This is a genomic window from Micromonospora sp. CPCC 205539 (assembly GCF_036906815.1).
GTDB lineage: Bacteria > Actinomycetota > Actinomycetes > Mycobacteriales > Micromonosporaceae > Micromonospora.
Window position 1 is genome coordinate 468,660 of sequence record NZ_JBAKHW010000001.1, and the last position, 25,044, is coordinate 493,703.

Annotated in this window: 22 protein-coding genes; 11 read left to right on the top strand and 11 right to left on the bottom strand. The window is 68.5% G+C overall.

The features are described 5' to 3' along the window. Positions 1-28: 28 nt before the first annotated feature. Entirely contained in the window at positions 29-823 is a 795-nt protein-coding gene (locus V6V47_RS01970) for a helix-turn-helix domain-containing protein (protein ID WP_334626175.1), read from the bottom strand. 148 nt (positions 824-971) lie between these two features. Between V6V47_RS01970 and V6V47_RS01975 the strand changes: the two genes are divergently transcribed. Both V6V47_RS01975 and V6V47_RS01980 read left to right on the top strand, forming a co-directional pair. Continuing rightward, positions 972-1,340 (top strand): nuclear transport factor 2 family protein, encoded by a 369-nt coding sequence (locus tag V6V47_RS01975; protein WP_334626176.1) that lies wholly within the window; start codon positions 972-974, stop codon positions 1,338-1,340. A 95-nt stretch (positions 1,341-1,435) separates the two neighbouring features. Then, positions 1,436-1,780: a DUF1330 domain-containing protein gene (locus tag V6V47_RS01980; protein ID WP_334626177.1), complete on the top strand. Its 345-nt coding sequence runs from the start codon at positions 1,436-1,438 to the stop codon at positions 1,778-1,780. A 77-nt stretch (positions 1,781-1,857) separates the two neighbouring features. Here V6V47_RS01980 and V6V47_RS01985 read toward each other — a convergent pair whose 3' ends face one another. Beyond that, the gene (locus V6V47_RS01985) at positions 1,858-2,073 is read right to left on the bottom strand and encodes a hypothetical protein (protein ID WP_334626178.1); all 216 of its coding nucleotides are present in this window, start codon (positions 2,071-2,073) and stop codon (positions 1,858-1,860) included. A gap of 94 nt (positions 2,074-2,167) precedes the next feature. On the opposite strand from V6V47_RS01985, the gene V6V47_RS01990 reads away from it, so the two are divergent. Further along, on the top strand, positions 2,168-2,596 hold the full coding sequence (locus V6V47_RS01990) for a hypothetical protein (RefSeq protein WP_334626179.1): 429 nt from the start codon (positions 2,168-2,170) through the stop codon (positions 2,594-2,596). 174 nt (positions 2,597-2,770) lie between these two features. On the opposite strand, the gene V6V47_RS01995 is transcribed toward V6V47_RS01990, so the two are convergent. From V6V47_RS01995 to V6V47_RS02005, 3 genes are all read right to left on the bottom strand, one after another. Continuing rightward, on the bottom strand, positions 2,771-4,855 hold the full coding sequence (locus V6V47_RS01995) for a family 43 glycosylhydrolase (protein ID WP_334626180.1): 2,085 nt from the start codon (positions 4,853-4,855) through the stop codon (positions 2,771-2,773). A 131-nt stretch (positions 4,856-4,986) separates the two neighbouring features. Further along, positions 4,987-6,450, bottom strand: a complete 1,464-nt coding sequence (locus tag V6V47_RS02000; protein WP_334626181.1) for an endo-1,4-beta-xylanase — start codon at positions 6,448-6,450, stop codon at positions 4,987-4,989. A 552-nt stretch (positions 6,451-7,002) separates the two neighbouring features. Further along, positions 7,003-8,523 (bottom strand): non-reducing end alpha-L-arabinofuranosidase family hydrolase, encoded by a 1,521-nt coding sequence (locus V6V47_RS02005; protein ID WP_334626182.1) that lies wholly within the window; start codon positions 8,521-8,523, stop codon positions 7,003-7,005. Between the two features lie 536 nt (positions 8,524-9,059). Between V6V47_RS02005 and V6V47_RS02010 the strand changes: the two genes are divergently transcribed. Next, positions 9,060-9,695: a peptidoglycan-binding domain-containing protein gene (locus V6V47_RS02010; RefSeq protein WP_334626183.1), complete on the top strand. Its 636-nt coding sequence runs from the start codon at positions 9,060-9,062 to the stop codon at positions 9,693-9,695. 41 nt (positions 9,696-9,736) lie between these two features. Next, the gene (locus tag V6V47_RS02015) at positions 9,737-10,180 is read left to right on the top strand and encodes a peptidoglycan-binding domain-containing protein (RefSeq protein ID WP_334626184.1); all 444 of its coding nucleotides are present in this window, start codon (positions 9,737-9,739) and stop codon (positions 10,178-10,180) included. Between the two features lie 84 nt (positions 10,181-10,264). Here V6V47_RS02015 and V6V47_RS02020 read toward each other — a convergent pair whose 3' ends face one another. The 4 genes from V6V47_RS02020 to eno all read right to left on the bottom strand — a co-directional run bounded on the left by V6V47_RS02020 (position 10,265) and on the right by eno (position 13,895). Further along, positions 10,265-11,272 carry an ABC transporter permease subunit gene (locus V6V47_RS02020; protein ID WP_334626185.1) on the bottom strand — a complete coding sequence of 336 codons (1,008 nt, stop codon included), beginning with the start codon at positions 11,270-11,272 and terminating at the stop codon, positions 10,265-10,267. Between the two features lie 5 nt (positions 11,273-11,277). Continuing rightward, positions 11,278-12,159 carry an ABC transporter ATP-binding protein gene (locus V6V47_RS02025; RefSeq protein WP_334626186.1) on the bottom strand — a complete coding sequence of 294 codons (882 nt, stop codon included), beginning with the start codon at positions 12,157-12,159 and terminating at the stop codon, positions 11,278-11,280. Next, positions 12,156-12,545 (bottom strand): GntR family transcriptional regulator, encoded by a 390-nt coding sequence (locus V6V47_RS02030; RefSeq protein ID WP_334626187.1) that lies wholly within the window; start codon positions 12,543-12,545, stop codon positions 12,156-12,158. Before V6V47_RS02030 ends, V6V47_RS02025 begins: the two co-directional genes overlap by 4 nt. A gap of 84 nt (positions 12,546-12,629) precedes the next feature. After that, on the bottom strand, positions 12,630-13,895 hold the full coding sequence (gene eno / locus V6V47_RS02035; protein WP_334626188.1) for a phosphopyruvate hydratase: 1,266 nt from the start codon (positions 13,893-13,895) through the stop codon (positions 12,630-12,632). Positions 13,896-14,013: 118 nt separating this feature from the next. On the opposite strand from eno, the gene V6V47_RS02040 reads away from it, so the two are divergent. Continuing rightward, positions 14,014-14,916: a MerR family transcriptional regulator gene (locus V6V47_RS02040; protein WP_334626189.1), complete on the top strand. Its 903-nt coding sequence runs from the start codon at positions 14,014-14,016 to the stop codon at positions 14,914-14,916. Positions 14,917-14,961: 45 nt separating this feature from the next. After that, positions 14,962-15,825 carry a TIGR03620 family F420-dependent LLM class oxidoreductase gene (locus V6V47_RS02045; protein ID WP_334626190.1) on the top strand — a complete coding sequence of 288 codons (864 nt, stop codon included), beginning with the start codon at positions 14,962-14,964 and terminating at the stop codon, positions 15,823-15,825. 4 nt (positions 15,826-15,829) lie between these two features. Here the strand turns inward: V6V47_RS02045 and V6V47_RS02050 are convergent, their stop codons facing one another. After that, entirely contained in the window at positions 15,830-16,801 is a 972-nt protein-coding gene (locus V6V47_RS02050; protein WP_334626191.1) for a nucleoside hydrolase, read from the bottom strand. 134 nt (positions 16,802-16,935) lie between these two features. On the opposite strand from V6V47_RS02050, the gene V6V47_RS02055 reads away from it, so the two are divergent. From V6V47_RS02055 to V6V47_RS02065, 3 genes are read left to right on the top strand one after another with little or no spacing between them, the layout of a single operon-like run. After that, entirely contained in the window at positions 16,936-17,463 is a 528-nt protein-coding gene (locus V6V47_RS02055) for an RNA polymerase sigma factor (RefSeq protein WP_334626192.1), read from the top strand. After that, positions 17,460-18,539 carry a CU044_5270 family protein gene (locus V6V47_RS02060; RefSeq protein WP_334626193.1) on the top strand — a complete coding sequence of 360 codons (1,080 nt, stop codon included), beginning with the start codon at positions 17,460-17,462 and terminating at the stop codon, positions 18,537-18,539. The genes V6V47_RS02055 and V6V47_RS02060 overlap by 4 nt, the downstream gene beginning before the upstream one ends. Positions 18,540-18,559: 20 nt before the next feature. Then, on the top strand, positions 18,560-20,485 hold the full coding sequence (locus V6V47_RS02065; protein ID WP_334626194.1) for a hypothetical protein: 1,926 nt from the start codon (positions 18,560-18,562) through the stop codon (positions 20,483-20,485). Positions 20,486-20,646: 161 nt separating this feature from the next. On the opposite strand, the gene V6V47_RS02070 is transcribed toward V6V47_RS02065, so the two are convergent. After that, on the bottom strand, positions 20,647-21,534 hold the full coding sequence (locus V6V47_RS02070; protein ID WP_334626195.1) for an aldo/keto reductase: 888 nt from the start codon (positions 21,532-21,534) through the stop codon (positions 20,647-20,649). Between the two features lie 325 nt (positions 21,535-21,859). Here V6V47_RS02070 and V6V47_RS02075 point away from each other — a divergent pair, with 325 nt between their 5' ends. Beyond that, complete coding sequence (locus V6V47_RS02075; RefSeq protein WP_334626196.1) at positions 21,860-25,003, top strand: glycosyl hydrolase family 95 catalytic domain-containing protein; 3,144 nt, start codon at positions 21,860-21,862, stop codon at positions 25,001-25,003. Positions 25,004-25,044 lie beyond the last annotated feature (41 nt).

The following is a 25,044-nucleotide window of genomic DNA, read 5'->3' on the forward strand; positions in this document are numbered from 1 at the left end:
TGATGTCGGTGCGTCTGCCCACGCTGGTTCACGCCGTGCCGAAGGCGCGGAGCGCTTCGGTGGTCGCCGCCTCGCCAGGGAAGAACGCCTCGATGGCCAGCCCTGCAACGGTGACGTCCAGTGGGGTGCCGAAGAGGGTGGTGGTGCTGACGAACGACAGCACCTGGTCGTCGTGGCGGTAGTGCAGTGGGATGACGACGCTCGAGACCGCGTCGCTGATCGGGGTCGGATGGCCGTTGCTGCCCGGGTAGCCGCGGAGCTCCTCGTGCAGTTCGTACAGGACAGGGTCGTTGGTCGTCGCGGCCTGTTGCCGCAGCCGGTTGAGCAGGTGGGCGCGCCACTCCGGCAGGTTGAGGATTCGCGGGGCCATGCCGTCGGGGTGCAGGCTGAGCCGCAGCACGTTGATCGGCGGGGTCAGGAGATGGGGCCCGGCACCGGCGGTGAACAGGGCGACGGCTGGATTCGCGTCGACGAGGTGCCAGTGCTGGTCGACGAGCGCTGCGGGGTACGGGCTGTGTCCGTCCAGGATCTGGCGTACGGCGGCACGGACCGGAGCCAGTTCCGGGTCGCTCAGCTCGTGGCTGGGGTAGGCGGGCGCGTGGCCGCCGGCGAGCAGCATCGTGTTGCGCTCGTCCAGCGGTATGTCGAGCTGCTCCGCCAGCCGCAGGATCAACTCGGGGCTCGGCCGAGATCGCCCGGTCTCCACGAAGCTCAGATGCCGCGTTGAGACTCCCGCCTCGATCGACAGGTCGAGCTGACTCATCCGGCGACTTCGGCGCCAGTCGCGGAGCAGTTCCCCGACTGGCCGCGCTGGTCTGGTCATGGTCTGCACGCCGCCGACCCTAATGATCGGGCCGGCGCAGGGACCATTACCTGCGAGGTAATCGACAGTCCGCCACGGCGCCGGGAAGGATCTTCTCCACCGGGGTGACGGCAGCACCACCCCGTCCCCGACTCAAGGAGACGAAGCCATGGCTACGACGTTCGATGAGCTGGCCGAGCGGTACATCGCGGTCTGGAACGAGACCGATCCGGCCAGGCGGCGCCGGGGCATCGACGACCTGTGGGCTCGCGAGGGCCGCTACGTTGACCCGCTGGCTGTCGCCGAGGGACGGGATGCGATCGACGCCACGGTCGCCGCGGTGCAGGGCCAGTTTCCCGGCATGACGTTCCGGTTGGCCGGACCGGTCGACGGCCACCACAACCAGGTCCGCTTCACCTGGGAACTCGGGCCAGACGACGTCGAGGCTCCGATCGTGGGCTTCGACGTGGCCACAACCGACGACGACGGACGCCTGACCCAGGTTCTGGGCTTCCTGGACCGAGTTCCACAGGCGTGATGACCCGGGGACCGCGGGCGACGCCGCGCGTCGGACGCTTGCCCCCCTCGTGACAAGGAATACCCCGCACCTTCACCGGCAACGAACGGAGTTCCATGACCGGGTACGCGATCGCTCATCTGCGCCGAGCGCCCCTTCACGATGAGGTGCTGCAGTACATGGAGCGCATCCAGGCCACTCTCGACCCCTTCGGTGGGCGCTTCGCCGTCCACGGCGGAGCCGTCGACGTGCTGGAGGGCGACTGGCCGGGCGATGTGGTGATGATCGAGTTTCCGGACCTGACCAAGGCCCGTTCCTGGTACGGCTCCAGCCTCTACCAGGAGATCAAGCCCTTGCGGACGAGGCACCTCGTCGGCGAGCTGATCCTTGTCGGCGGTGTCGAGCCCGACCACAACTCATCGCAGATGGCGGCCGATCTCCGTCAGGCCAACGGTCTGTGACGTCGTGACCTGGGCTCCTGGTCGACGCACGCTCGCGGGGCGAGCCGGGAGCTGATCGTCGCACCGACGATCGTGGGTTACCGAAGGCCAGCAGCCGGATCGGAGGGCAGGGGTCGCAGGGCGTACCTGAGGAGGTCCAACTGGCGGGCGGCCTGCGCCCGCTGGTCCGGCTCGCCGGTGATCAGTGAGATTCCACCGAGTGCCATCACCACGTCGAGCGCGGCGACGTCACTGCGGATGGAGAGGTCTCCGGGGTTTCGCTGACTATCGCCTCCGGGTAGCGGTTGGCTCATGAACCGCAATCTCCTCAAGGCTCTGCAGGTTGCGTGGGGGCTACCGGAGTTCCGCAGCGGGCTGCGACACCTCATTGATCTCGAGGAGGTGTCGGTGCTGCTGGCCACCCTGTCCGTGGCCGATCATGACCGCGAGGTGGAGCGCAGCCTGTTGAGCCTGCTGCGGTCCGGCCTGGACACGATCGAGATTCGGGAAGCGGTGTTGCTTCTGCTCGATCAGGACGAGGTGCGCCGGCCTCTCGTCGCGGCCGCGTTAGAGCCGCTTGGGGACCGGCCGGGTCAGGTCGCCGCCATCACTTCGGCGGCCGAGGACCCTGTGGTGCGGCGCGAGGTACGGGCGGTGCTGGACAGCGCCAAGGCGCGCGGTCTGATCTGGCAGGCGATTGAGAACCAGGTGAGTGACAACCGGTTGGGCCTGATCCGCCGGGCGGCGGTGCTGTTCGTGCGGCACCCGAGCGTCCGGCGCCTCGTGTGGGCCGTGCGCCGGCACGGTGTGTTGCGCGAGCTACGCCGTAAGCCGTGATCCACGTGGTTGGCAGCACAGCGGAACCGGGCCAGCCGTTAGCCGGCGTGCTGGGCGGGTGCCGGCCGCGAAACCCCTGTCCGGGTGCCCGGGGTAGGAGCGGCTGCTCCTACCCCGGGGCGGATCGCCGTTACCGGATCCTCGCGCCCGTGCGTCGCCGCGCCGCGACCGACCTCATGGCGTTGCCAGGGTGAACTGGCGCATCGTCACCGCGCCGCCCAGTGCCTGGGTGGCGTAGTTGAAGATGCCGAAGCGGTATCCCATGAAGAATTGCCACGCGTTGTTGAGGGTCAGGGCGTTGCCGAGCGGGATGAAGCTGACGCCGTCGGTGCTGTACGAGAAGCTCGCTTGTCGGCCCGAACCGGGTCGGATGTCGGCGTTGGCCCGCAACCAGATCCGCCCACCGGACACCGCGGCGCTCGCTATCTCGGTGCCGGTGCCGACGGTGTTCCAGTTGTTGGTGCCCATCGTCAGGCCGTTGGTCATGACGACACGCGTGGTGCCGTTGTCCCGTCTGACGCCGATCCATGCCGAGGTGTCGCGCAACATCGCGAGCCCGGCGCGGTCGCCGTCGCGCATCGTCGAGTAGTCCAACTCGATGGTGCCCGTCGAGGCCGGGCCCTGGATCCGGTGGGTGACCGTGTTGCGGGCCCGGTAGAGGTCGTTGGTCACCGTCGCGGTCTGCAGACGCAGCCCGTTGTTCACCGACCACCGGCTGTCGTCCGGATTGTGGTTCCACTCGTACTGCGGGCCGAGGGTGGTGCCGGCGAAGGTGTCGGTGCCGATCAGTGACTTGACCGGGTGCAGCGGAAGCGGGTTGGGGTAGTTGGCACCCCAGCTCCCGTTGACGGCCTGCACCTGTGGCCAGCCATCGCTGGTCCAGCTGATCGGCGCGAGCGTGGGCATTCGCCCACCGGGGTACGCGTCGGTGAACGCCATGTAGTACCAGGAGCCGGTCTGGGTCTGCACCAGACCGCCCTGGTGGGGCACCCCTCCGCCGGTGATCGGGCCCGGCAGGTTGAGCAGCACCTGCCGCTGCTCGTACGGGCCGAACGGGCCGTTGGTCGACTTGAGGACGTACTGACCGTTGGCCGGGCGGGTCAGCCAGATGTAGTAGGCACCGTTGCGCTTGTAGAACCGGGCCCCTTCCAGGGTGCCGATGCTCGACGGCGTCTGGTACACCTGTTGTGCTCGGACCTGGCTACGTCCGTCAGCAGAGAGCTGCGCAACGCTGATCGTGCCGTTGCCGTACGCGACGTACATGGTGTCGTTGTCGTCGATCAGCATTCCAGCGTCGTAGTAGCAGTTGGGGATGGTGGTGTGCCGGCTCCACGTGCCGTCGACGGCGGAGGCGGTGTAGATGTGCGTCTGGGCGAAGTCGATGCAGCCGGCCCAGTAGAAGGTCCGGTTGCTCGGCCGATAGTTCAGGGTCGAGGCCCAGATGCCGTCCACGTACCCATGGCTTCCGTTGGTCAGGTCGTACTTTGCGCCGAAGTCCAGCCGAGGCACCGAGTGACCGGCGAACTCCCAGTTCACCAGGTCCCAGGAGCGCAGCACCGGGGCGCCTGGCGAGTAGTGCATGGTGGAGGCCGACATGTAGTAGACGTCGCCGACACGGATGATGTCCACGTCGGCGAAGTCCTGCCAGACGACCGGGTTGGTGAACTGGCCGCCGGGGTTGCCGGCGTCGCCGACCCGGATCAACTGCCACTGCTGGTGGCTGCCGCTGAAGTCGTCGTACTGGACGACGTTGCCGCCGTCAGCGGTGGAGGCGTTCTGCACCTCCACCGCCTTGTTCGAGTTTCGATTGATCAGCCGTACGTACCCACCGGACGAATCCGCGAGCCGGAACTGCTGGTTGCTCCCGTTGTGGTCAGACCACTGCACTATTGCGGTGCCGTTGGCCGTCGACGCGTTGGACACATCGAGCACCTTGCCCGAGTGCCGCGACTTCAAGCGGTAGAAACCAGCACCGGAGTCGACGAACTGCCACTGCTGCCAGTTGCCGTCGTTGCGCGACCACTGCGAGATCCGCGCGCCATCTCCCGTGGCCATGTTGTACAGGTCCAACGCCTTACCACTGTTGCGGTTCACCAACACGTACCAGGCGTTCGTGTCCACCGTTGCGGCCAACGCCGGTGCCGGAGGGGACGCAAGGAGCGCGCCCCCCACCAGTACTGCCACCAGAGCGGCCGCGACCAGAGACAGCCACCCCTGTTGCCGGGACACGGCCCGGGCGGGCCTACCGATGGCAACCATGATCCTCCTTCGCAGTGCTATCGGGATTCCGAGTTGAACGGTTGTGTCGTCGTTCCGCCACGCGCCGCGCTCCAGGCCCAGCCCTCGGCAGGACTTCCCCCGCCATTCCGTTGATCGGAAGAAATGCGGGGCTACCCGATACGGATCAACTGCCACTGCTGGTTGTTGCCACCCCAGTCGGTGTACTGCACGATGTTCGCCCCGTCGGCGGTCGAGCCGCCCTGCACCTCGACGGCCTTGCCACTGTTGCGGTTGATGACGCGCACGTAACCCCCGGACGACTCGGCGAGGCGGAACTGCTGGTTCGTGCCGTTGCCATCGCTCCACTGGACGATTGGCGCAGATTCAGAGGTCGAGAAGTTGTAGACGTCCAGCACCTTGCCGGAGTGCCGGGACTTCAGCCGGTAGTAGCCGCCACCCGAGTCCACGAACTGCCACTGCTGCCACGCTCCGTCGCCCCTGGCCCACTGGGTGATCCGCGCACCGTCATTGGTCGCGAGGTTGTACACGTCCAGTGCCTTGCCGCTGTTCCGATTCACCAGCACGTACCAGGCGCTGGTGTCCACCGAACCCGGCGGAGGTGTGGAGGGCGGGCTGGTGCCCGCGTTCAGGGCGTCGAGAACGGCGGTGTACGCCGCCTTCTTGTTGCCCGAGCGGTCGAACAGCAGGGCGTCGTCGCTGCCGCGCCAGGAGTCGCTGTCCCGGACTCCCCACACCGTGATCCCGTTACAGCGCGTGACGGCCAGGCAGACACGGGTGACCGCACCGAAGATGCTGGCTTGGTTGGACCCGGTCATGACGTCGAGTTCGGTGATCTGTACGTCGACGCCGAGGTCCGCGAAGCGCTGCAGGTTGGCCTGGTAATCCCCCGCGAGCGAGGTGCCCAGGTGGGATTGGAAACCGACGCAGTCGATCGGCACGCCGCGGGCCTTGAAGTCCCGCACCATGTTGTAGATGCCGGTCGACTTCGCGTTGATGCCGTCGGTGTTGTAGTCGTTGTAGCACAACTTCGCGCCGGGATCGGCCGCCCTGGCGGCGCGGAACGCGGCCTCGATCCAGTCATTGCCGGTGCGCTGCAGGTTCGAGTCACGCCGGCCGCCGCTGCCCCCGTCGGCGAACGCCTCGTTCACCACGTCCCACGACTGGATCTGCCCTCGGAAGTGGGTGGCCACCTGGGTGACGTGGTTGATCGCGGCGTTTCGCAACGCGCTGCCGGACAGACCCTGCGCCCAACCTGGTTGCTGCGCGTGCCAGAGCAGGGCGTGGCCGCGCACGCTCATGCCGTTGGCCCGAGCGTGACTGACGAGACGATCGCCGCCGGTGTAGGTGAACCGCCCCTGCTGCGGCTCGGTAGCGTCCCACTTCATCTCGTTCTCGGGGACGACGCTGTTGAATTCCCGGTTGAGGATGCCGACGTACTGGCCGTCAGAGAGCTTGCCCGTCGCGACGGCAGCTCCGAAGTAGCGACCCTTTTCGGCGGCGGACGCCTTCAGGGTCGTCCCGGCACTGGCCGTCGAGGCCATAGCCACGGTCATACCTGCGGTCAATGCGACGGCAAGGGTCGCCGTCGACAGCAGTGTCTTTCTCACTCTCATGTCATTCCTTCTCACTGTTGCGGTGGTGGTGGTGGTGACGCGCCAGTTGCCGCCAGACGAGGCGTCCGGGGCGGGTCGTTACTGCCCGGATCGACCTGGCGCGTGCAGGCCCGCACACTGCCGCCGGCAGCTGCTGAGGTCCTGAGGTGACGTCCGCATGCCCTGAGGGACGTCGTGATCGCAAGGATCGACCAGCGGGGCTCGCCCGGTGAGCCGCAGCGCGGTCATCCTCGACATCGAGGGTGAGCGATAACATGCCGTTCGTCAAGGCGTAGAAGATGCTCTATGTCTGGCATGAAGCGGGCCGGTCCATCCGAGATTGACCCGGCCTATCCGATCATCGGCGACCAGCAGACGAGCCGCATCGGTGCGTCAGCGCAGGCCCACCGAAGGTGGGCACTGTTACCGCTCACAGGGCAGTGGCGACGGGGACGGGCTCGGCCTCGCACCGTGCCCGCCCCTTCAGCTCGACCCGATCCGGGTCGCACCCCGCGCCAACGCTCACACCACCGTCCGTGACGTCACACAGACATCCAAGCCGACGTCACACCATCAGCGCTGCAGCGTCAGCAGACCCGGCCGGTACGGCAGGAGACCGTAGTCGCCGCCCGAATTGGGGGATCGCCCCTGGTAGAGCAGTTGCAGGTTGCAGGGATCGACCGTCATGGTCTGGTCGGCGCTGCTACGGATCAGTTCGCCGTGGCTGATGTCGTTGGTCCAGGTGGCACCGCTGTTGGCCTTGCCGGCGAAAGGATTGCTCTCGGTGGCGGCCTGCGGTGTCCACGAGCCGTTCAGACTGGTGGCCGTGAACGAGCGGAAGTAGCGGCCCTGCGAGCCGATCGCCTCGACGATCATGAGGTACTGGGTCTGGCCCTGGAGCTTGTAGACCTGAACCGCTTCGAAGAGATTGTTCGTCGTGTCGCTCATGATCACGGTTGATGTCGAGCCGAAGTTGCCCGGGAAGTTCCCGATGGGCATGCTGGCCCGGTAGATCTTGCCGTTGTCCCCGGCGAAGAACAGGTACATGGTGGTGCTGTCCCCGATGAGCGTCTGGTCGATGGGTCCGGTACCGGAGCCGGAGATGCTGCCGGTGAAGAGCGCCTGCGGCGATGACCAGCCATTCGGATTCGTGGGGTCGCTCGACGTCCGATACGAGAAAGCGGTCCCGCCCCACTGGTAGGCCAGCACCCAGATGTTTCGCGGAGCGAAGTAGAAGAGCGTGGGTGCGACGGTGGCCGAGGCCATCGCGTTCTGGCTGGCCGAGGCCATGTCCGACCAGTTCGTGAAGAGCCCGAAATTCATCGAGCCCCACGTCGAGCCCGTGTCGTGCGTCGTGGCGTACACGAGGTGCCGACCGTTGTAGGGGACGGTGGTGAAGTCCTTGAGCGAGACCCACCCCGACTTCGGGTTCGCCAGCGACCCCGTCGATGCCCAGCGGTACGTCGACGGCAGAGCACACGTGCCTGGCGGCGGCGTGGGGTTGCCTCCACCGTCGACGCGGACGAGTTGCCACTGCTGGTTGTTGCCGTTCCAGTCGTCGTACTGCACGATGTTTCCGCCGTCGGCGGTCGAGGCGCCCTGCACCTCCACCACCTTGTTGCTGTTCCGGTTGATCAACCGGACGTAGCCGCTGTCGGAGTCGGCCAACCTGAACTGCTGATTGGTCCCGTTGCCATCGGTCCACTGCACGATGCTGGCGCCGTTGGCGGTCGAGAAGTTGTAGACGTCCAACACCTTGCCGGACAGCCGCGACCGCAGACGGTAGTACCCGCTGCCGGAGTCGACGAACTGCCACTGCTGCTGGTTGCCGTTGTTCCGCGCCCACTGCGTGATCCGCGCGCCGTCGTTCGTGGCCAGGTTGTACACGTCCAGGGCCTTGCCGCTGTTGCGGTTGATCAACACGTACCACGCGCTCGTATCGACGGTCGCTGCGGCGGCGGGTGCCGACGTCGCCACTGCGGCGGCAGCTCCGACCACCACCGCTGCCACGCCAGCGGCGACGGTCCGCAGCAACCAACGGCGCCGTCCAGACGGCGGCAATATAATTGATGAACGTCTATCTCTGACAGGCATGACGCTCCTCCAATGACCAAGAGCTGAACGGTCTGCCCGGAGATGGGCGCACCGCGAGGCGTGGCCGATCGCAGGCGTCGAGAGTGTTAGCGTCAACATGACGTCTGCATGCCCTGGCGCACGTCTGATTCGAGGTCGACGATGCGGGCTTGCCCGGAAAGCCACAGGTGCCGTCGTCCTTAAGCATCGACTGTGAGCGATAACATGCCGTTAGTCAAGTCGTAATGTGCCGGGCACTCTTCACATGATGGCGGCGCCGCCCGCGTGCCTGCGAGGTCGCCGACTGCTCCTGCGCAGATCGCCGCCACAAGGATCAACGATCACGACTCGCCACGTTCGCGAGCGGTCGTTGGGGTATCAGCCCTGCGCATCAGGCACGCGGCAGCGAAGTCGGCGGCTGACAGTGAGGGCGCGGGTACGCGTCTGACCAGCGCAGCCGCCAGGCCTTTGTCCGACGTTGTTTGTCCGGTGCGCGCCGCGCTACCGGTCAACGCATTCCTGGTCCACGGTGAACCCGGCGATCAACCTCGATGGACTTGACGGATATCGAGGAGCTGCGCGACAGGAACATGGGCGCCAGCGACACACGCGCAGCATCATGCGTCCGCTCACCTTGCGAGAACAGGATCTACATGAATCAAACCGAGAGTACGGTCAGGCTGCGCAGCAGGATAATCGCATCGCAAGTAGTCCTCGCGCTGGCCGTGGTGCTGGGAGCCGCACTGGTCACAGCGAGTCCCGCGTCGGCGCACACCACTTACCCCGGTCTTCACATGCTCTGCAAGGAAGCCGCCCCGTGCGTCAACAGCGGCAATCTCGTGCGCTTCTGGCAGCGGCACCTCTGGGCGGATGAAGGCTACAGCGACATTGACGGGGCTTTCGGGCCCAACACGCACAACGCCACGATCCACTGGCAGCAGCTCTACAACGCCGCACACGCGGTCGACATCGACGCTGACGGCTGGGTTGGTCCGGAGACCTGGGAAGCGGCAAGCATGAACTCCCTGTGGGGCTACCGCTTTGACAGGTCGGACGGCACCTACCTGTACTACACGTACCTCGGACGTAAGGCCGGCCGAACCTTCCTCATCCGGGACAGGATCTCGGACGGAGTCGCCTGGTTCAGGATGCCTGGCGACAGCTCGTGGACCGACACGAGCCACGGCAGCTAAGAGGGCAAGGGCTGCACACCATCGCGATGAACGGGAGTTCCATGAAACGTCTGGTAGCACTGTGCACCTTGTTCGCGGCCGCGATCGCAGGCACGTTGGTGGCCGCCAATCCGGCCTACGCTCGCAGCCAACCCGAGTGCGAGTCCTATGAGTACCCCATGAACCAGGCGGGCTACCGGGTTGCCGCGCCCATCGGCCAGTACGGCGCGCTGCCGTGCTCGCTGCTCTGGGGCGACGATGGGCCAGGCACGTTGGCCCTTCAGTGGGCCCTGAACGACTGCTATCTGAAGCCCGCGGGTAGGAGGCTGCTTGAGCCGGACGCGTCGTTCGGCGAGCTGACCTTCAACGCGTTGAAGTTCGCCCAGAGCAAGGCGGGCATCAGCTCGGACGGCCAGTTCGGGCCGCAGTCACGGGCGACCCTGAAGTTCCCCAGCCTCGCTGGCGGCACCAACACCTGCGCCCGCCTGGGGCGTCCGATCCCGTAGCGGTTGTGGCTCGCCAACAATTGCGGCGACGCGGCGACGACGACCCACGACCGTGGGCTGTCGTCGCCGCGACGTTTTCTGTCGTCAGACCAACCGACGCCTGATCCACCAGAGGGAGAACAGGGACAGCACGGCGGTCAACGCGAACAGGACGCCGACCTCCCGCCATTGCAGGTTCCAGAACTTCGAGCCGGGCACGTAGGTCACCTTCAGACTGAGGTTCTGCTCTTCCAGCCACCTCGGGCACGTCTCGCGGTCACGCGGTGCGTTGGGACCGCACTGGGTCATGTCCGCCGGCCCCCTGAACTCGGCTCCGGTCGAGGTGATCGTGGCGCTCGACACGACCCAGTCACCCCTGCGCTCGGGCTCGACGTGCAGCGTCATCCGCCCGGTGTCGGCGCTCATCGAGATCCCGTAGGCCCCGTCCACCTGTAGCGGACTGACCGTGGTGGCTGGCTGGGCCAGCCAGGGGCGCACCACGAACGGCGCGGCGATCTGGAGGCTGACGATCACCAGTAGGGTCACCGCCATCGCGGCGAGGGTCCGCCGCAGCAGGAGCCCGGTGGTGACACCCACCACGAACGCCAGGGCCGCGTAGCCAACCGGCACGATTCCCCGGGCCGCGAACACCAGCGGGTTCATCCGGTCTGCCGAGGCCCCGTCGATCGGCTGCGCCCACATGCTCAGCATCAGGCTGAGCACCCCGGCGCTGAGCGCCGCGGCCCCGCCGCCGACCGCCAGCTTGACCAGCAGCCAGCGGCCCCGGCTGACGGACTGGCTGAAGACCATCCGGTACGTGCCGGACTCCAACTCTCGAGCCACCAGCGGCGCGCCCCAGAAGATGCCCACCAGGGCGGGCAACAGGTACAGCGCCGCGATGGCGGCGAGGTGGATCTCGCTGGCCCATCCCGATTGCAGCGCCTGGAGGAATGCTTCGCCGGCGGCGCGGCAAGAATCGCCCTGGCAGCCGGTGTATCCGGTCCGCGCAGCCAAGTCCGTCACCTCCGCCCAGGTCAGCGCCAGACCGCCCAGGAGCACCAGCAGCAGGGCGCCGGTGGCCAGCGCCGGAGTCCGAAATTGCCGCCAGGTCATCCAGATCATCGTTGTCCCTCCCGCACCTGGTCCGACCCGTTGTCGGCGGCTCCGCTCATATACGCCAGCACGATGTCTTCCAGGTCCAGCTGGTCGACCTGCCAGGACGGGTCGTCGATCGGCGCGGTGCTGCGTACCACCAGGGTCGACTGCACGTCGGTGTGGCTCTGCTCCACCAAGGCTCGCCCGGCGCCCAGGTCGGCGGTGTCGCGCCGCTGCCCGACCAGGCGGTGGTGGGTGGCGAGCAGATCGTCCACGTCACCGGCCACCTGGACCCGAGAGGCAACCAGCACGATCAGGTAGTCGCAGACCCGTTCCAGGTCCGCGACCAGGTGCGAGGACATCACGATGCTCATGCCCTGCTCGGCGGTCAGCTCCATCAACCCCTGCAGGAAGTTGCGCCGCGCGAGCGGGTCGAGTGCCGCCACCGGCTCGTCCAACAACAGCAGATTGGGCCGCTTCGCTGCTGCGACGGTCAGGGCCAACTGGGCGCGCTGGCCGCCGGAGAGCTTGCCTGCCTTCTGTGCCGGGTCCAGGCCAACCTGTGCGATCCGCCGGTCGGCAAGCGTGGCATCCCAGGACGGGTTGAGGTGCGCGCCCATCCGCAGGTGGTCCGCGATGGTGAGACCCGCGTACACCGGAGTGTCCTGCGCGACGAATCCGACCTGCGACGACCCGCTGACGGGCCGCGCGCCGAGCACTTCGATCCGCCCCGCGGTCGCCTCAAGCAGCCCGCAGGCCAACTGGAGCAGGGTGGACTTTCCGGCGCCGTTCGGCCCGACCAGGCCCACGACGTGGCCGGCCGGGATGTCCAGGGTGCAGTCCTTCAACGCGGTACGCCGTCCGTACCGCTTGGTCAAGCCGTCCGCGAGCAGCGCACTAGTCATGCTCGGGCCTCCGAAAACGCACGAAAACTGCTGAGGAAGAGCGCCTCGATGCTCTCGTCGTCCAGGCCAGCCTCGCGAGCCTCGGTCAGCCAGCGCGCCAGGTCCTGCCGCAGCGGTTCGTGCTTGCTCAGCGAGTCGCCGCCCAGTGTGCGGGTGACGAAGGTGCCCATCCCCGGCCGGGCCGCGACCAGGCCCTCGTACTCCAGTTCGCGGTAGGCCTTGGACACCGTGTTCGGGTTGATCGCGACCTGGGCCACCACCTCCTTGACGGTGGGCAGCTTGTCACCTGCGTTCAGGACGCCGAGTCGGAGCGCGTGCCGTACCTGTCGGATGAGCTGCATGTACGGCGCAACCCCGGACCGCGAGTCCAGGTGAAACTCGATCACCTCGCCACCTCATTCTACTAGTTAGCTAGTAGAATAGGGTCAGTGGTGGGCTGCCCGCTACCCGCCGCCAAAAACCACCACGCCTCACAGGCGGCCGGGATAGAGCGCGCGACCACCGAGCTCCTCCTCGATACGGATGAGCTGGTTGTACTTCGCCGTCCGGTCCGAGCGCGACAACGAACCCGTCTTGATCTGACCGCAGCCGACGCCCACCGCCAGGTCCGCGATCGTGGTGTCCTCGGTCTCGCCGGAGCGATGCGACATCACCACCCGGTAGCCCGCCTTGTGCGCGGCGTCCACCGTCTCGAGGGTTTCGGTGAGAGTGCCGATCTGGTTGACCTTGACCAGGATCGCGTTGGCGTAACCACCGTCGACACCGTCGCGCAGCCGGTTGACGTCGGTGCAGAACACGTCGTCTCCGACCAACTGGATCCGATCGCCGGCCTCGGCCGTGAGCCGCTTCCAGCCGGCGAAGTCGTCCTCGGCCATCGGGTCCTCGATCGAGCTGATCGGGTACCGGGAAGCCAGGTCGAGGAGGTAGTCAATGTGCTCGTCCACTGCCCGGGTCCGGCCCTCGCCGGCGTAGTCGTAGACGCCGTCGCGGAAGAACTCGGAGCTGGCCGGGTCCAGGCAGATCGTGATGTCCCTGCCGGGCTCGTAGCCGGTCTCCTCGATCGCGCTCAGCACGAACTGCAGCGCCTCGTCGGCGGTCGCGAAGTTCGGTGCGAAGCCGCCCTCGTCACCGACGTTGGTGCTGTGTCCGGCCGCGGCCAGGGAGCGGCGCAGGGTGTGGAACACCTCGGAGCCCATGCGTACGGCCTCGAAGAAGTTCGGCGCGCCGACCGGGGCGATCATGAACTCCTGGAAGTCGAGCGGGTTGTCGGCGTGCGCGCCGCCGTTGACGATGTTCATCATCGGCACGGGCAGCAGGCGGGCTCCGACTCCGCCCACGTAGCGGTAGAGCGGCTGGCGGTGGGCGAGCGCCGCGGCCTTCACCGTGGCGAGGGAGACACCCAGGATCGCGTTCGCGCCGAGGCGGCCCTTGTTCTTCGTGCCGTCCAGCTCGATCATCGTCTCGTCCACCAGCGCCTGGTCCTCCGCGTCGAGGCCGAGCACCGCCTCGGCGATCTCGCCGGTGACCGCGGCGACCGCGTTGCTGACGCCCTTGCCGTGAAAGCGGGCCGGGTCGCTGTCGCGCAGTTCGACCGCCTCGTGCGCCCCGGTCGACGCGCCGGACGGCACGGTGGCCCGGCCGGTCGAGCCGTCCTCCAGGACCACGTCGACCTCGACGGTGGGGTTACCGCGGCTGTCGAGGACCTGCCGACCGATCACCTGGCTGATAACCGTCATCGCGTACTCCCTGCTCTCGTGGTGTGTGCAGGGCCAGACTGGCAGGAAACGGCGGCCTTGCCACCGCGACGATGAACACCTTGACCCGTACCCTGAGGTGCGGGTTTATGGTGGCCGGATGCGGGTGGGTGAGCTGGCGCGCCGCACCGGGACGACCGTGCGCGCCCTGCGGTATTACGAGTCGGCGGGGCTGGTCGTGCCACGGCGCCTGAGCAACGGCTACCGCGACTACGATCCGATCGCGCTCCGCCTGGTCGCGCAGATCCGCGAGCTGATGGCGCTGGGCCTGAGCGTCGAGGAGACCCGGCCGTTCGTCGAGTCGATCGCCGACGGCTCCGACGACGCCGATGTGTGCGCGGCCGCGCTCGCGACCTATCGGAGCACCGTCGCCGCCGTGCAGGACCGCATCGGCAAGTTGACCACCCAGCGCGAGGCCCTCGACGCGCGCCTCGACGCGGCCGCGACTCAGGTGACGACCAGGGCCCCGGCCGTCGGCGCGAACCCCAGCAACCTGGTCGGCAGCCCTCTGCCGCCGCTGCGCTTCTACGCCACCGTCGGGCGACCGGTCGACCTCGGAGCGCTCGGCCCGGGACGCAGCGTCATATTCGTCTATCCGCTCACCGGACGACCGGGTGTCGACCTGCCCCAGAGCCTGCTGGAGATCCACGGCGCGCGGAGCAGCACCGAGCAGGCCACCTGGCTCCGCGACCACCACACGGAGATCCGCACCGCCGGAGCAGCACGCGTCTACGGGCTGTCCGCGCAGTCGACCGGCTATCAGCGTGAGCTGGTGCACCGGCTGCGCCTGCCGTACCCGCTGATACCCGACCCACGGCTGACCCTGGCCGCCGCACTCAGGCTGCCCACGTTCACGGCCGGCGACATGACGCTCTACGAGCGGCTCACACTCATCGTCACCGACGAGGTGGTGGAGCACGTGTTCCACCCGATCCCGGCGCCGGCCTCCCACGCACTGGACGTCATGCGGTGGCTCACCCAACGACGCCGAACTGCCCAGTGACCCGCGTACCCGCGAAAGCGAGCTGACGGGTCGTAGTGTTTCGGCATGGCACAACGACTCGTCAGCGTGTGGCAACCGTTCTTCCTCGTTAGCGGAAGTCAGAGCGCGGCCATCGATGCCGCGGCCGAGTTGGAGGAGCTCGGGTACGCACGGCTCTGGTTCTCGGGCGGCTTCGGGGAGAACGTCGCCCCACGCTTCCGGGAGATCCTGGACGGGACCGGACGCATCGGGGTCGCGTCGGGAATTGTGAGCATCTGGCACTCGTCACCCCCCGAGGTGGCCGCGTTCGCGCGGGACGCGGAGCAGGCCCACCCCGGCCGGTTCCTGCTCGGTCTCGGTGCCAGCCACGCTGTGCTGGTGGAAGGCAGCGGCACCGACTACCGCAAGCCGTACTCGAGGATGGTGGAGTACCTCGATGGTCTCGACGCGGCCGGGCTTCCTCCGGAGCGGCGAATCCTGGCCGCCCTCGGCCCACGGATGCTCCAGCTCTCCCGCGACCGTTCCGTCGGGGCTCACCCGTACTTCGTCCCTGCCGAGCACACCGCCGAGGCCCGGGCGGCACTCGGGCCCGACCGGCTGCTCGCGCCCGAGGTCGCGGTGGTTCTCGACGCAGACGCCGCCACCGCGCGCGCCACCGCTCGGCAGTACGCGAGCGGGTACCTCGCACTGCCGAATTACACCAACAACCTGCGGCGATTCGGCTGGACCGACGAGGACTTCGTCGGAGGCGGCAGCGACCGCCTCATCGACGCGCTGATCCCCTGGGGCACGGCCGAGCAGGTCGCGGCCGGGCTGGAGGAGCACTACCAGGCCGGCGCCGACGAGGTGGCGATCCAGGTCCTCAACGGGGGCGACGCCACGACGTTCCCCGCCGACGCGTTCCGCGCTCTCGCCGCGGTCTTGATCTGAGGTTCTAGAGCCCCGCGTCCGCCGCGGCGCGGGGCCCCAGCGACTCCAGTCGACTCGTGATGAACTCCAACGCGGAGGGCACGTCGACGTCCACCGCCATCTCGGCGGTCGGCTGGCGCAGCAGGCCGCGCAGGTCCACGAGAGTGTTACCGCGGCTCGGTCCAGTCGTGGTGTCCACCTCGACGTGCGCCGGGTCGGCGGTGACCAGGCCGGGCCGGATCGCCTCCGCCATCGCCAGCGGGTCGTGCAGCGGCACCACGTCCATCCCGTGGTCCCGCCGATACGCCGAGAGGTAGCCATCCAGCGCGTCCGCGCAGAGACTGGCCACGGCCCCCGCCGAGCGCAGCCGGCGCAGGTCGTCTGGACCGTAGGCGGTGCGGTACGTGACGTCCAACCCGACCAGCGTGGTCGGCACCGGCCGGGGCAGCCCCGGCTCGGTCAGCACCCGATAGGCAGCCTCCGGGTCGGCCCAGATGTTGAACTCGGCGGCCGGTGTCCGGTTGCCGGCCCCGATCGAGCCACCCATCACCACCAGCCGGGCCAACCGTGACGCCACAGCGGGGTGCACCGCGAACAGGTGGGCCACGTTGGTCAGCGGCCCGGTCGCCACCAGCGTCACCGGCTCGGTGGCCGCGCGGACCGTCTCGACGATCAGCTCCAGCGCGGTGGCGTCGACCGGGTCGGCGCCGGAGGTCGGCAGCGTGACGCCACCCAGCCCATTGTCGCCGTGCACCGACTCGGCGCGGTCAGCCAGCGAGCGCAGATAGGGTCGGTCCGCGCCGCGGGCCACCGGGATGTCGGCCCGGCCGGCCAGCGCCAGCACGTCCAGCGCGTTGCGGGTGGTCGTGTCGATCCCCACGTTGCCGCCGACGGTGGTGACCCCGACCAGCTCCACCTCCGGGCTGGCCACCGCGATCAGGATGGCGACCATGTCGTCGATGCCAGGGTCGCAGTCGAGCAGTACGGGACGCGTCACGCGCAGAACCTTATCCCTCCCCTGCTGGGCCGCTGACGACGATGATTGACGCATTTTTCTGGCGATCGCGGTAAGGATCGCGCTTCGGCCGTCACTACTGGCCGACGGCTCACCCTTCGCAAGGAGCAGCGCGAGTGACACCCCCTTCAACGCGTGACCGGTTCGCGGCGCTCTTCCGCCAGCACCACCGCCAGGTGTACGCCTACGCGGTCAGCCGGGCCGGGCGTGACCTCGCGGACGACATCGTCAGTGACACGTTCCTCGTGGCCTGGCGGCGGCTCGACGCCATCCCCGCCGACCCCCTCCCGTGGCTGCTCGGCGTGGCGCGCAACGTCGTGCACGAGCGGCATCGGGACGCGGCCCGCCAGCTACGTCTGCTGTCGCAGGCCTCGGCCGAGATCGAGGGCGATGTCGCGGAGGCGGTTACGGAGCGGGCGGCGACCCTCGCGGCCCTCGACGCGCTCGGCGACGCGGACCGCGAAGTTCTCACGCTGATCGGCTGGCACGGCCTCTCGACCCGGGAGGCCGCGCAGGTGGTCGGCTGCGCCGCGCCCACCTTCCTGGTACGGCTGCACCGCGCCCGCAGGCGCTTCGAGCAGGCTCTCGCCGACCAGTCGGCCGTCGTTGTCCCATCCCGTTCCGCAGAGGAGATCCGCAGATGAACCGCCATCATCGCGCGTTGCAACTGATCGCTGAGGCGCGTCCCGCGGTGCTCGACGACGCGCCCGACCGGCCCGTGCCGCCCTTCCCCGACCGGCCGGCGCCGGGCCGTCCCGCTCGGCGCACCCGCCGTCGCCTCGTCCTCGCCGGGCTCCCGACGGTCGCCGCCGTCGCCGTTGGTGTCGCCGTCGTCGTGTCGCTGGCGAATCCCCCGGCCGGGTCGCCGCCCGTTGACCAGTCCGTCGACCCGATCCGACCCGTCACGGCCCAGGGCATCCTGCTGGCCGCGGCCGAGAAGACGACCACCACCGTCGCCCCGGCATCAGCGGACTACTGGGTGACCGAGGTCGAGCTCCACCACGTCTACGACGTCGGCAACTACCACGTCCTCGGGCGTTCCACAGTGGAGACCTGGTACGCGCTGGGATCCGACCGGGCGGTCACCACCGTGGCCCGGTCGCTCGGCGCTGCTCCGGCCACCGACGCCGACAGGGCCGCCTGGCGGGCCGCGGGGTCGCCGACGAGGTGGCTCCTGAAGGGGCCCGACGGTGAGCAGCGCGGGGGCCGAGAGCTGCTGGCCACATCCAGCCCGCGCAAGGTCTCGGTCAGGTCGGGCGGCCTGTTCGAGATCGGCGGGACGCCCGTCACGTACGCCCAGATCAGGGCCCTACCCACCGATCCCGAGAAGCTGAAGGCGTACCTGATCGAGCTGGACGACGCGGCGGGCCGCAACGGCAGCTGGACGCCGGACCAGGTCGCGGGATGGCGGGTGGAGATGCTCTTCTCGCAGTCCTGGGCGTTGCTGAGCGAGCTGCCGGTCGCCCCCGCGGTGCGGGCCGCGACCTACCGGATGCTGGCCACCCTGCCGGGCCTCACCACGGCGGGGCCCGTCCGGGACGCGAAGGGCCGGGCCGGCGCCGGGATCAGCTACGCCTACCGCAACGCCGACGGCACCTCCGTCGAGACCCGGCTCGTCATCGACCCGGAGTCGGGATCACTGCTCGCGCGCGAGCAGAAGTCCGAGGCGTCCGTTCTGGTGGACGCCCGATTCTCGGACGTCGCACCGCCCCGTTCCTGACGCGCAGAAGGAGTTCGACCTTGACCAGATCGATCACAGCCGTGACCGCGGTGCTCGCCATCGGGGCCGCGCTGGCTCTAACGGTGGCCGGCCACGGCGCGGCCACCACGACGCCGACGCCCGCGACAGCGACGACGCCCCCGGGGCCGTACACGGTGACGCTGCGGACCGGCGACCAGGTCACGCTCGCCGACCCGCACGGGAACAACGTGTCGGTACGGCCCGGCCCCGGCCGCGCCGGCATGCGGTTCGCGATCGTGCGTACCGGCGACAGCCTGTACGTGTTGCCCCGCGACACGATGGCGCAGGCCCGTGCCGACCGGCGGCAGTTCGACGTCGCCAGCCTCGTCCGCGCCCGGTATCGGGGCGTGCTACAGGTCCCCGCCGAGATCCCGGCCGCTACGAACGGCGCGGAGGAGGAGACCCACGAACTGACCATCCGCTACCTCGATCGGACCGGTTCGCCGACCCAGGACGCGATCGTCGCCGTCTCAGGTTGGGACCACGACGTGGCGGACTGGCCCTCGGTGGACGCCGACGGCACCTCCACGGTGCGGCTGCCCGAAGGCCGGTACAACCTGGGCGCGTACCTCGGCTTCGGGCCGGACACCGCCCTGCTGGTGCAGCCCGTGGTCGACCTGACCGGGGACCTCACCGTCACCCTGGACGCCAGGGCGGCCGGGCCGGTCGCCCTGACCGTGCCGGAGCCGTCCGCCCGGATGGGTTTCGTCGAAGCCGGCTACAGCTTCTACCCGTCGTACCAGTCCTGGCCGGCGGGCATGTTCCTGGTCGGAGACGACGTGTCGGGCGTACGCATCGGGCAGATCGGCGCCGCGGCTGCCCCGCAGGCGATGGTCGGCAGCGTGTTGGCGCAGTGGGCGAAGCCCGACGGCGGGAACGACTTCACCGACAGTCCCTACCTGTATGGCGTTGCGGAGACGTTCCCCGGGAGGCTGCCGGCGGGGTATGCCCGCGACTACCGCGCCGGTGACTTCGTGGCCGTGCATCAGCAGTTCGCCGCGTCGGCGCCGAAACAATCCGCGCAGCGTACGGTGTCGCCGTCCATCACCCCAGCGCCGGCCAGCGTCTCCGCGCTGGTCGTCCCGACCACGCTGCCCGGGACGCGCGTGGAGTACCACCAGGTCGGCGTGCGCTGGACGGCCGAGCTGCTGGCGGGCACCCGCGACGACGAAGGGCATTTCGTCGCGCAGCGACGGCTGTACCGGCAGCCGACCGCCTACCGCCCCGGCCGGGTCCACCGAGACCAGTGGAACGCCGGCCCGACCGGTCCCGCCTTCGGGCAGGAGGGCGAGACCGCGTGGCAGTGGGCGAGCCGCACCGGCGACACGATCGACGTCAACCTCCCCCTGTACGGCGACCGGGCCGGGCACAGCGGGTCGCTCGTGCCGACCGACAGCTCCCGCACGGCCCTCTATCGCGACGGAGCTCTCGTCGGCGAGTCCCCTCGGTCCGGGAGCGGATCCTTCACCGTGCCGGCGGAGACCGCCGACTACCGTCTGGAGGTCGCCGACACCCGCGGCGACGGTGACCTGACCACCCGGTTCGACGCGGCGTGGACGTTCCGCTCACGTCAAGCCGACGGCACCGCTCCGGTCCGGCTGCCCCTGTCGGCGGTGCGGTTCACTCCGGCCCTGGACGCGAACGACGCCGCGCCCGCGGGTCGCGCCTTCGCACTGCCGGTGTCTGTCGAGGGCCAACCCGGCGCGCCCACACCACGGGTCACCGGGCTGACCGTCGAGGTCTCCTACGACGACGGCGGCACCTGGGCGAAGGTGTCACTCCGAGCGACACCGGCCGGCTGGACCGCCACTGTCCGGCACCCCGCAGGCGCGGGTTTCGCGTCGCTGCGGGCAACTGCCGTCGACGCCGGCGGCACAACGGTGACCCAGACGATCATCCGCGCCTACCGGTTGACGGCGAGCTAGCAGGTCCGTGTGGGGTTCCGACCGCGAGCGGCCGGGCCCCACACACCGGCACGCGTGCATCGCCAGCACTTTTCGTGCTGGCTGCAGGGCATCGACCGCAGCGACCGCGCCGCCGCTGGAGCGGGCCGCCTCGGTGCCGCCGAGGCGGCGGGGTGGGCCGATCAGGCTTCGGGGATCGGCCTGCCGAAGGTCTCGAGGGTGATGTCGGCGGGCTCCGGGCCGCCGCGCCGGCCGGTGTCCAGGCCGTCGATGGCGGTGAGTTGCTCGTCGGTCAGGTCGAAGTCGAACACGTCGATGTTCTCGGCGATGCGCTGCGGGCGCGTCGACTTCGGGATCGCCGAGCGGCCCTGCTGGAGGTGCCAGCGCAACATCACCTGCGCAGGCGTCCTGCCGTGCGCCTTGGCGATCCCACCGATCACCGGGTCCTGCAGGGTGCTGCTGTGCTCACCGTCGCGGTAGAAGGTGACGCCGCCGATGGGTGACCACGCCTGCGTGAGGATGCCGTGTTCGGCGCCGAAGGCCTGCACCTCGCGCTGGGCGAAGTAGGGGTGCACCTCGATCTGGTTCACCGCAGGCACGACCGTCGCCTTGTCGAGCAGCGCGGTGAGGTGTTCGACCATGAAGTTGCTGACGCCGATGGCGCGGACCTTGCCGTCGGCGAGCAGCGCCTCCAGGGCGCGGTAGGACTCGAGGGTCTTGTCGAACTCCGACGGCAGGGCCTGGTGCAGGATCAGCAGGTCGATCTGCTCGACGCCGAGCTTGCCGGCGCCCTTGTCGAAGCCGTGCAGGGTCTGGTCGTAGCCGTAGTCGCTGATCCAGATCTTGGTTTCCAGGAAGATGTCGGCCCGGTCGACGCCGGACGTGCGGACGGCCTCGCCGACCTGCCGTTCGTTTCCGTAGACCGCGGCGGTGTCGATGTGCTGGTAACCGACCGCGAGGGCCGCTTCGACGGCCGTGCGGGTCTCCTCGGGCGGGGTCTGGAAGACACCGAAGCCGAGAGCGGGCATCTCGACACCGTTGTTCAAGGTCAGCTGCGTGGTGGTCGACATGTTGTCGACATGCCCCGATCCGGCGGACTCATGTCAGCGAGTGTGGTGTCCCGGCGCGGCGAATAGGTCGGATGTCTCGCGCTGCCCGTTAATGGGGCGATCCTGGAATTTCCCCTGCCCAGGGATTGACCCTCGAAGACGTCCGATGTTAACTGCATGTCAACGATGTGGGTCGATGTTCACCTGACTGCCGTCAACCCGGCATGGTGGCATCGTGCCACGTCGTCTCGACATCGCCCTCGTTTCGGCGGACGCGGGCAGACCGGGGCGCTTCCCGGGGTGCGAGACCTGCATCCGCACGGACGATCCAGAGGAGATCGTGTCGATGAAGATGACGACGCCGCTACGAATCGCGCTCGCTGTCCTACTCGCCGGTGGTGTCGTCGCCGTCGGACCGGCCGGACCAGCAGCCGCGGCACCCACGGACGCCGCGTTCGGCACCAGCACCGGGACGCTGAACGTCGACCGGGCCGGCTACCTGGCCAAGCACGACATCGTCTACAACCGCCCCAACACCAACCCGCTGCACGGGCTCACGGTCGGCAACGGGCGCACCGGCGCCATGGTCTGGAACGACAACGGCCTGACCGCCCAGGTCTCCGGTGTCGACCTGGCGCAGCAGTCGACCTACGCCGCCGGGCTGGTCAACCTGTACAGCAATCCGCAGCTCGACACCGGCTACACCACCTTCCAGCAACGCCTCTCGCTGCACGACGGGACGCTGACCACGAAGTACGACAACAATCGCACCGTCACGGTGCTGGGCGCGCCCAACTCCGAGGTGATGGGCATCCACGTCGAGGACACCCGACCCGGGGTGAGCAGCGTCGGGCTCGACCTGAGCCTCTGGGACATGAACACCGTCCAGAACATCGCGGACGTCCCGGACCTCAACACCTGGCGTACCGTCTCGACCTTCGCCGACGCCAGCGGCGTCGGGTTGAGCCGTGGGCAGACCGACGCGAACAACTTCGGGTACACCCTCGCGGCCACTGTCGAAGGGGCGTCGTACTCCTCCCAGGTGGTCAATGGCACCCGGGTCCGGCTGACGATCACCCCCACGTCGAGCTACACCGTGTGGTTCACCGCGGCCAGCCGGATCAACGCACCGGGCCTGAACTCGGTGACCCAGGCGAAGAACCAGTTGGCGGCGGCCAAGGCCACCGGCTACTCGACCACGTTGACCAACTACCGCAACTGGTGGCACGACTTCTGGGCCAAGTCGTTCGTCCAGTACTCGAACGCGGGCGGCGACGCCGACTACCTCGAGAACGTCTACTACCTGGCGACCTACATGATCTCGGCGGGCGGCTACGGCAACTATCCGCTGCACTTCATCAACGGGGTCTTCCGCGCCACTCAGGACAACTCGAAGTGGAGCAACGGGTACTGGTACTGGAACCAGCGGGACGTCTACAACTCGTTCCTGGCCAGCAACCACGTCGACCTGCTGGCGGGCTTCAACCGGCTCTACAGCCGCAACCTCTCCGCGTTGAAGTCGTACACCACCACCCGCTACGGCAGCGACGGGCTCTGGGTGCCGGAGACGATGGGCTGGGACGGCAACGCCCGGGGCACGATCAACAGCGACTACGTCAACGACCTCTACTCGACCGGCACCGAGGCCGCCTACAACATGTACCTGCAGTACCGGTACAGCAACGACGAGACGTACCTGCGCAACACCGCCTACCCCTACATGCGGGAGGCGGTGAAGTTCTACGAGGACATGCTGGACTACGACAGCGCCACCGGCCGGTGGTACATGGCCAACTCGAACGCCCACGAGACGTACTGGGACGTCCGTAACGCCATCACCGACCTGGCGGCGGTGCGGCTGCTCTTCCCGCTCGCGATCCAGGTGAGCCAGCAGCTCGGCCTCGACGCCGGGTTGCGGGCCAACTGGCAGACCGTCGTCAACAACCTGGCCCCGTACCAGGTGCAGAACGGGGCGTACCTGCCGCACGACCCGCCGATCTCGCAGACCCGCAACAACGAGAACGTGGCGCTGGAGCTGGCTTGGCCCTACGACCAGACCGGCATCGGCTACCCCGACCAGCAGACCGCGATCACCACCTGGAACGTGCGGCCCCACCCGTACGGCAACGTCTGGTCCAACGACCACGTGCACGCCGCCCGGCTCGGCCTCGGCAACCAGGCGTTCCAGGGCATGCGGACGATGCTGCAGAGGTACCAGAACTACCCGAACGGGATGACCAACAACACCAACGGTGTCTTCGAGTACCTCGGCGTGCACCTGACGGCGATGAACGAGTCGCTGCTTCAGTCGTACAACGACAAGATCCGTGTCTTTCCGGCCGTGCCGACCGACACCAGCTTCGTCGGGAAGTTCACGCTGCTCGCCAAGGACGGGTTCCTGGTCAGCTCGGAGCGGGAGGCCGGCGAGGTCAAGTACGTCGGACTGCGCAGCCAGTACGGCAAGACGGCCCGGGTGGTGAACCCGTGGGGCGGCCAGGAGGTTCGGGTCCGCCGTACCTCGGACAACGCCGTGCTGACCACCACCACGGCCGCCGAGATCAGCTTCGCCACCGCGGCGAACACGGTGTACGTGGTGGAGCGCACCGCCAAGCCGCTGACGACGTACGCGACCACCACCCTGACCGGCACCGCCAACCAGGGCGAGAAGAGCCTGTCCGGCACCGCCTCGACCCTGGGCCTCGGTGGTGCCGGCGGCGGCGGGCTGGTCAACGACACGATGCTGACCTACGACGCCAACTGGCACCACACCACCGCCCGGGGGTACGGCGACTACAACGACGACACCCACCACAGCACCACCGTCGGCTCGGCGGCCAGCTACACCTTCACCGGCACCGGGGTGGAGTACCTGTCCGAACGGTTCAGCGACATGGGCAACGTCGACGTCTACCTGGACAACGTGTTCCAGACCAACGTCAACCTGAACGTCAGCGGCGCCCGTCAGGCCCAGCAGGTCGTGTACCGCAAGACCGGGCTGACCAACGGCTCCCACACGATCCGCATCGTCAACAAGACCACCTCGGTGGGCATGGTCGACGCGTTGCGGATCCTCACCGGCGGCAGCCCACCGCCGACCGGCGCGGTCGCGCTGCGGGCCCAGGCGAACGGCCGCTACGTCAGCGCCACCAACGCCGGGGCGGGCAACCTGGTCGCGTCCGCCACCAGCGTCGGCGGCTCCGAACAGTTCGACCAGATCGATCTCGGCGGCGGCAACGTCGCCCTGCGGGCCCGGGTGAACAACCAGTTCACCTGCGCCGAGAACGCCGGCGCCAACCCGCTGATCGCCAACCGGCCGTCCGCCGGGTCCTGGGAGACCTTCGCCCTGGTGCGCAACGCGGACGGCTCGGTCAGCCTGCGGGCGACGGTCAACAACAAGTACGTGGTCGCGGAGAACGGCGGCGCCGAGGCACTGATCGCGAACCGGGACGCGATCGGCCCCTGGGAGAAATTCGACCTGATCGCCCTCTGACGCCGCAGCCCCCGGACCCGTCCGCCCATCCAACCCCAAGG

Bases quoted from the DNA above. Each gene is read 5' to 3' on its own strand.
- V6V47_RS02020 (WP_334626185.1), bottom strand. From the start codon at position 11,272: ATGACCTGGCGGCAATTTCGGACTCCGGCGCTGGCCACCGGCGCCCTG.
- V6V47_RS02040 (WP_334626189.1), top strand. From the start codon at position 14,014: ATGCGGGTGGGTGAGCTGGCGCGCCGCACCGGGACGACCGTGCGCGCC.
- V6V47_RS02045 (WP_334626190.1), top strand. From the start codon at position 14,962: ATGGCACAACGACTCGTCAGCGTGTGGCAACCGTTCTTCCTCGTTAGC.
- V6V47_RS02060 (WP_334626193.1), top strand. From the start codon at position 17,460: ATGAACCGCCATCATCGCGCGTTGCAACTGATCGCTGAGGCGCGTCCC.
- eno (WP_334626188.1), bottom strand. From the start codon at position 13,895: ATGACGGTTATCAGCCAGGTGATCGGTCGGCAGGTCCTCGACAGCCGC.
- V6V47_RS02000 (WP_334626181.1), bottom strand. From the start codon at position 6,450: ATGAGAGTGAGAAAGACACTGCTGTCGACGGCGACCCTTGCCGTCGCA.
- V6V47_RS02005 (WP_334626182.1), bottom strand. From the start codon at position 8,523: ATGCCTGTCAGAGATAGACGTTCATCAATTATATTGCCGCCGTCTGGA.
- V6V47_RS01995 (WP_334626180.1), bottom strand. From the start codon at position 4,855: ATGGTTGCCATCGGTAGGCCCGCCCGGGCCGTGTCCCGGCAACAGGGG.
- V6V47_RS02070 (WP_334626195.1), bottom strand. From the start codon at position 21,534: ATGTCGACCACCACGCAGCTGACCTTGAACAACGGTGTCGAGATGCCC.
- V6V47_RS01970 (WP_334626175.1), bottom strand. From the start codon at position 823: ATGACCAGACCAGCGCGGCCAGTCGGGGAACTGCTCCGCGACTGGCGC.
- V6V47_RS02075 (WP_334626196.1), top strand. From the start codon at position 21,860: ATGAAGATGACGACGCCGCTACGAATCGCGCTCGCTGTCCTACTCGCC.
- V6V47_RS02025 (WP_334626186.1), bottom strand. From the start codon at position 12,159: ATGACTAGTGCGCTGCTCGCGGACGGCTTGACCAAGCGGTACGGACGG.
- V6V47_RS01980 (WP_334626177.1), top strand. From the start codon at position 1,436: ATGACCGGGTACGCGATCGCTCATCTGCGCCGAGCGCCCCTTCACGAT.
- V6V47_RS01985 (WP_334626178.1), bottom strand. From the start codon at position 2,073: ATGAGCCAACCGCTACCCGGAGGCGATAGTCAGCGAAACCCCGGAGAC.
- V6V47_RS02015 (WP_334626184.1), top strand. From the start codon at position 9,737: ATGAAACGTCTGGTAGCACTGTGCACCTTGTTCGCGGCCGCGATCGCA.
- V6V47_RS01975 (WP_334626176.1), top strand. From the start codon at position 972: ATGGCTACGACGTTCGATGAGCTGGCCGAGCGGTACATCGCGGTCTGG.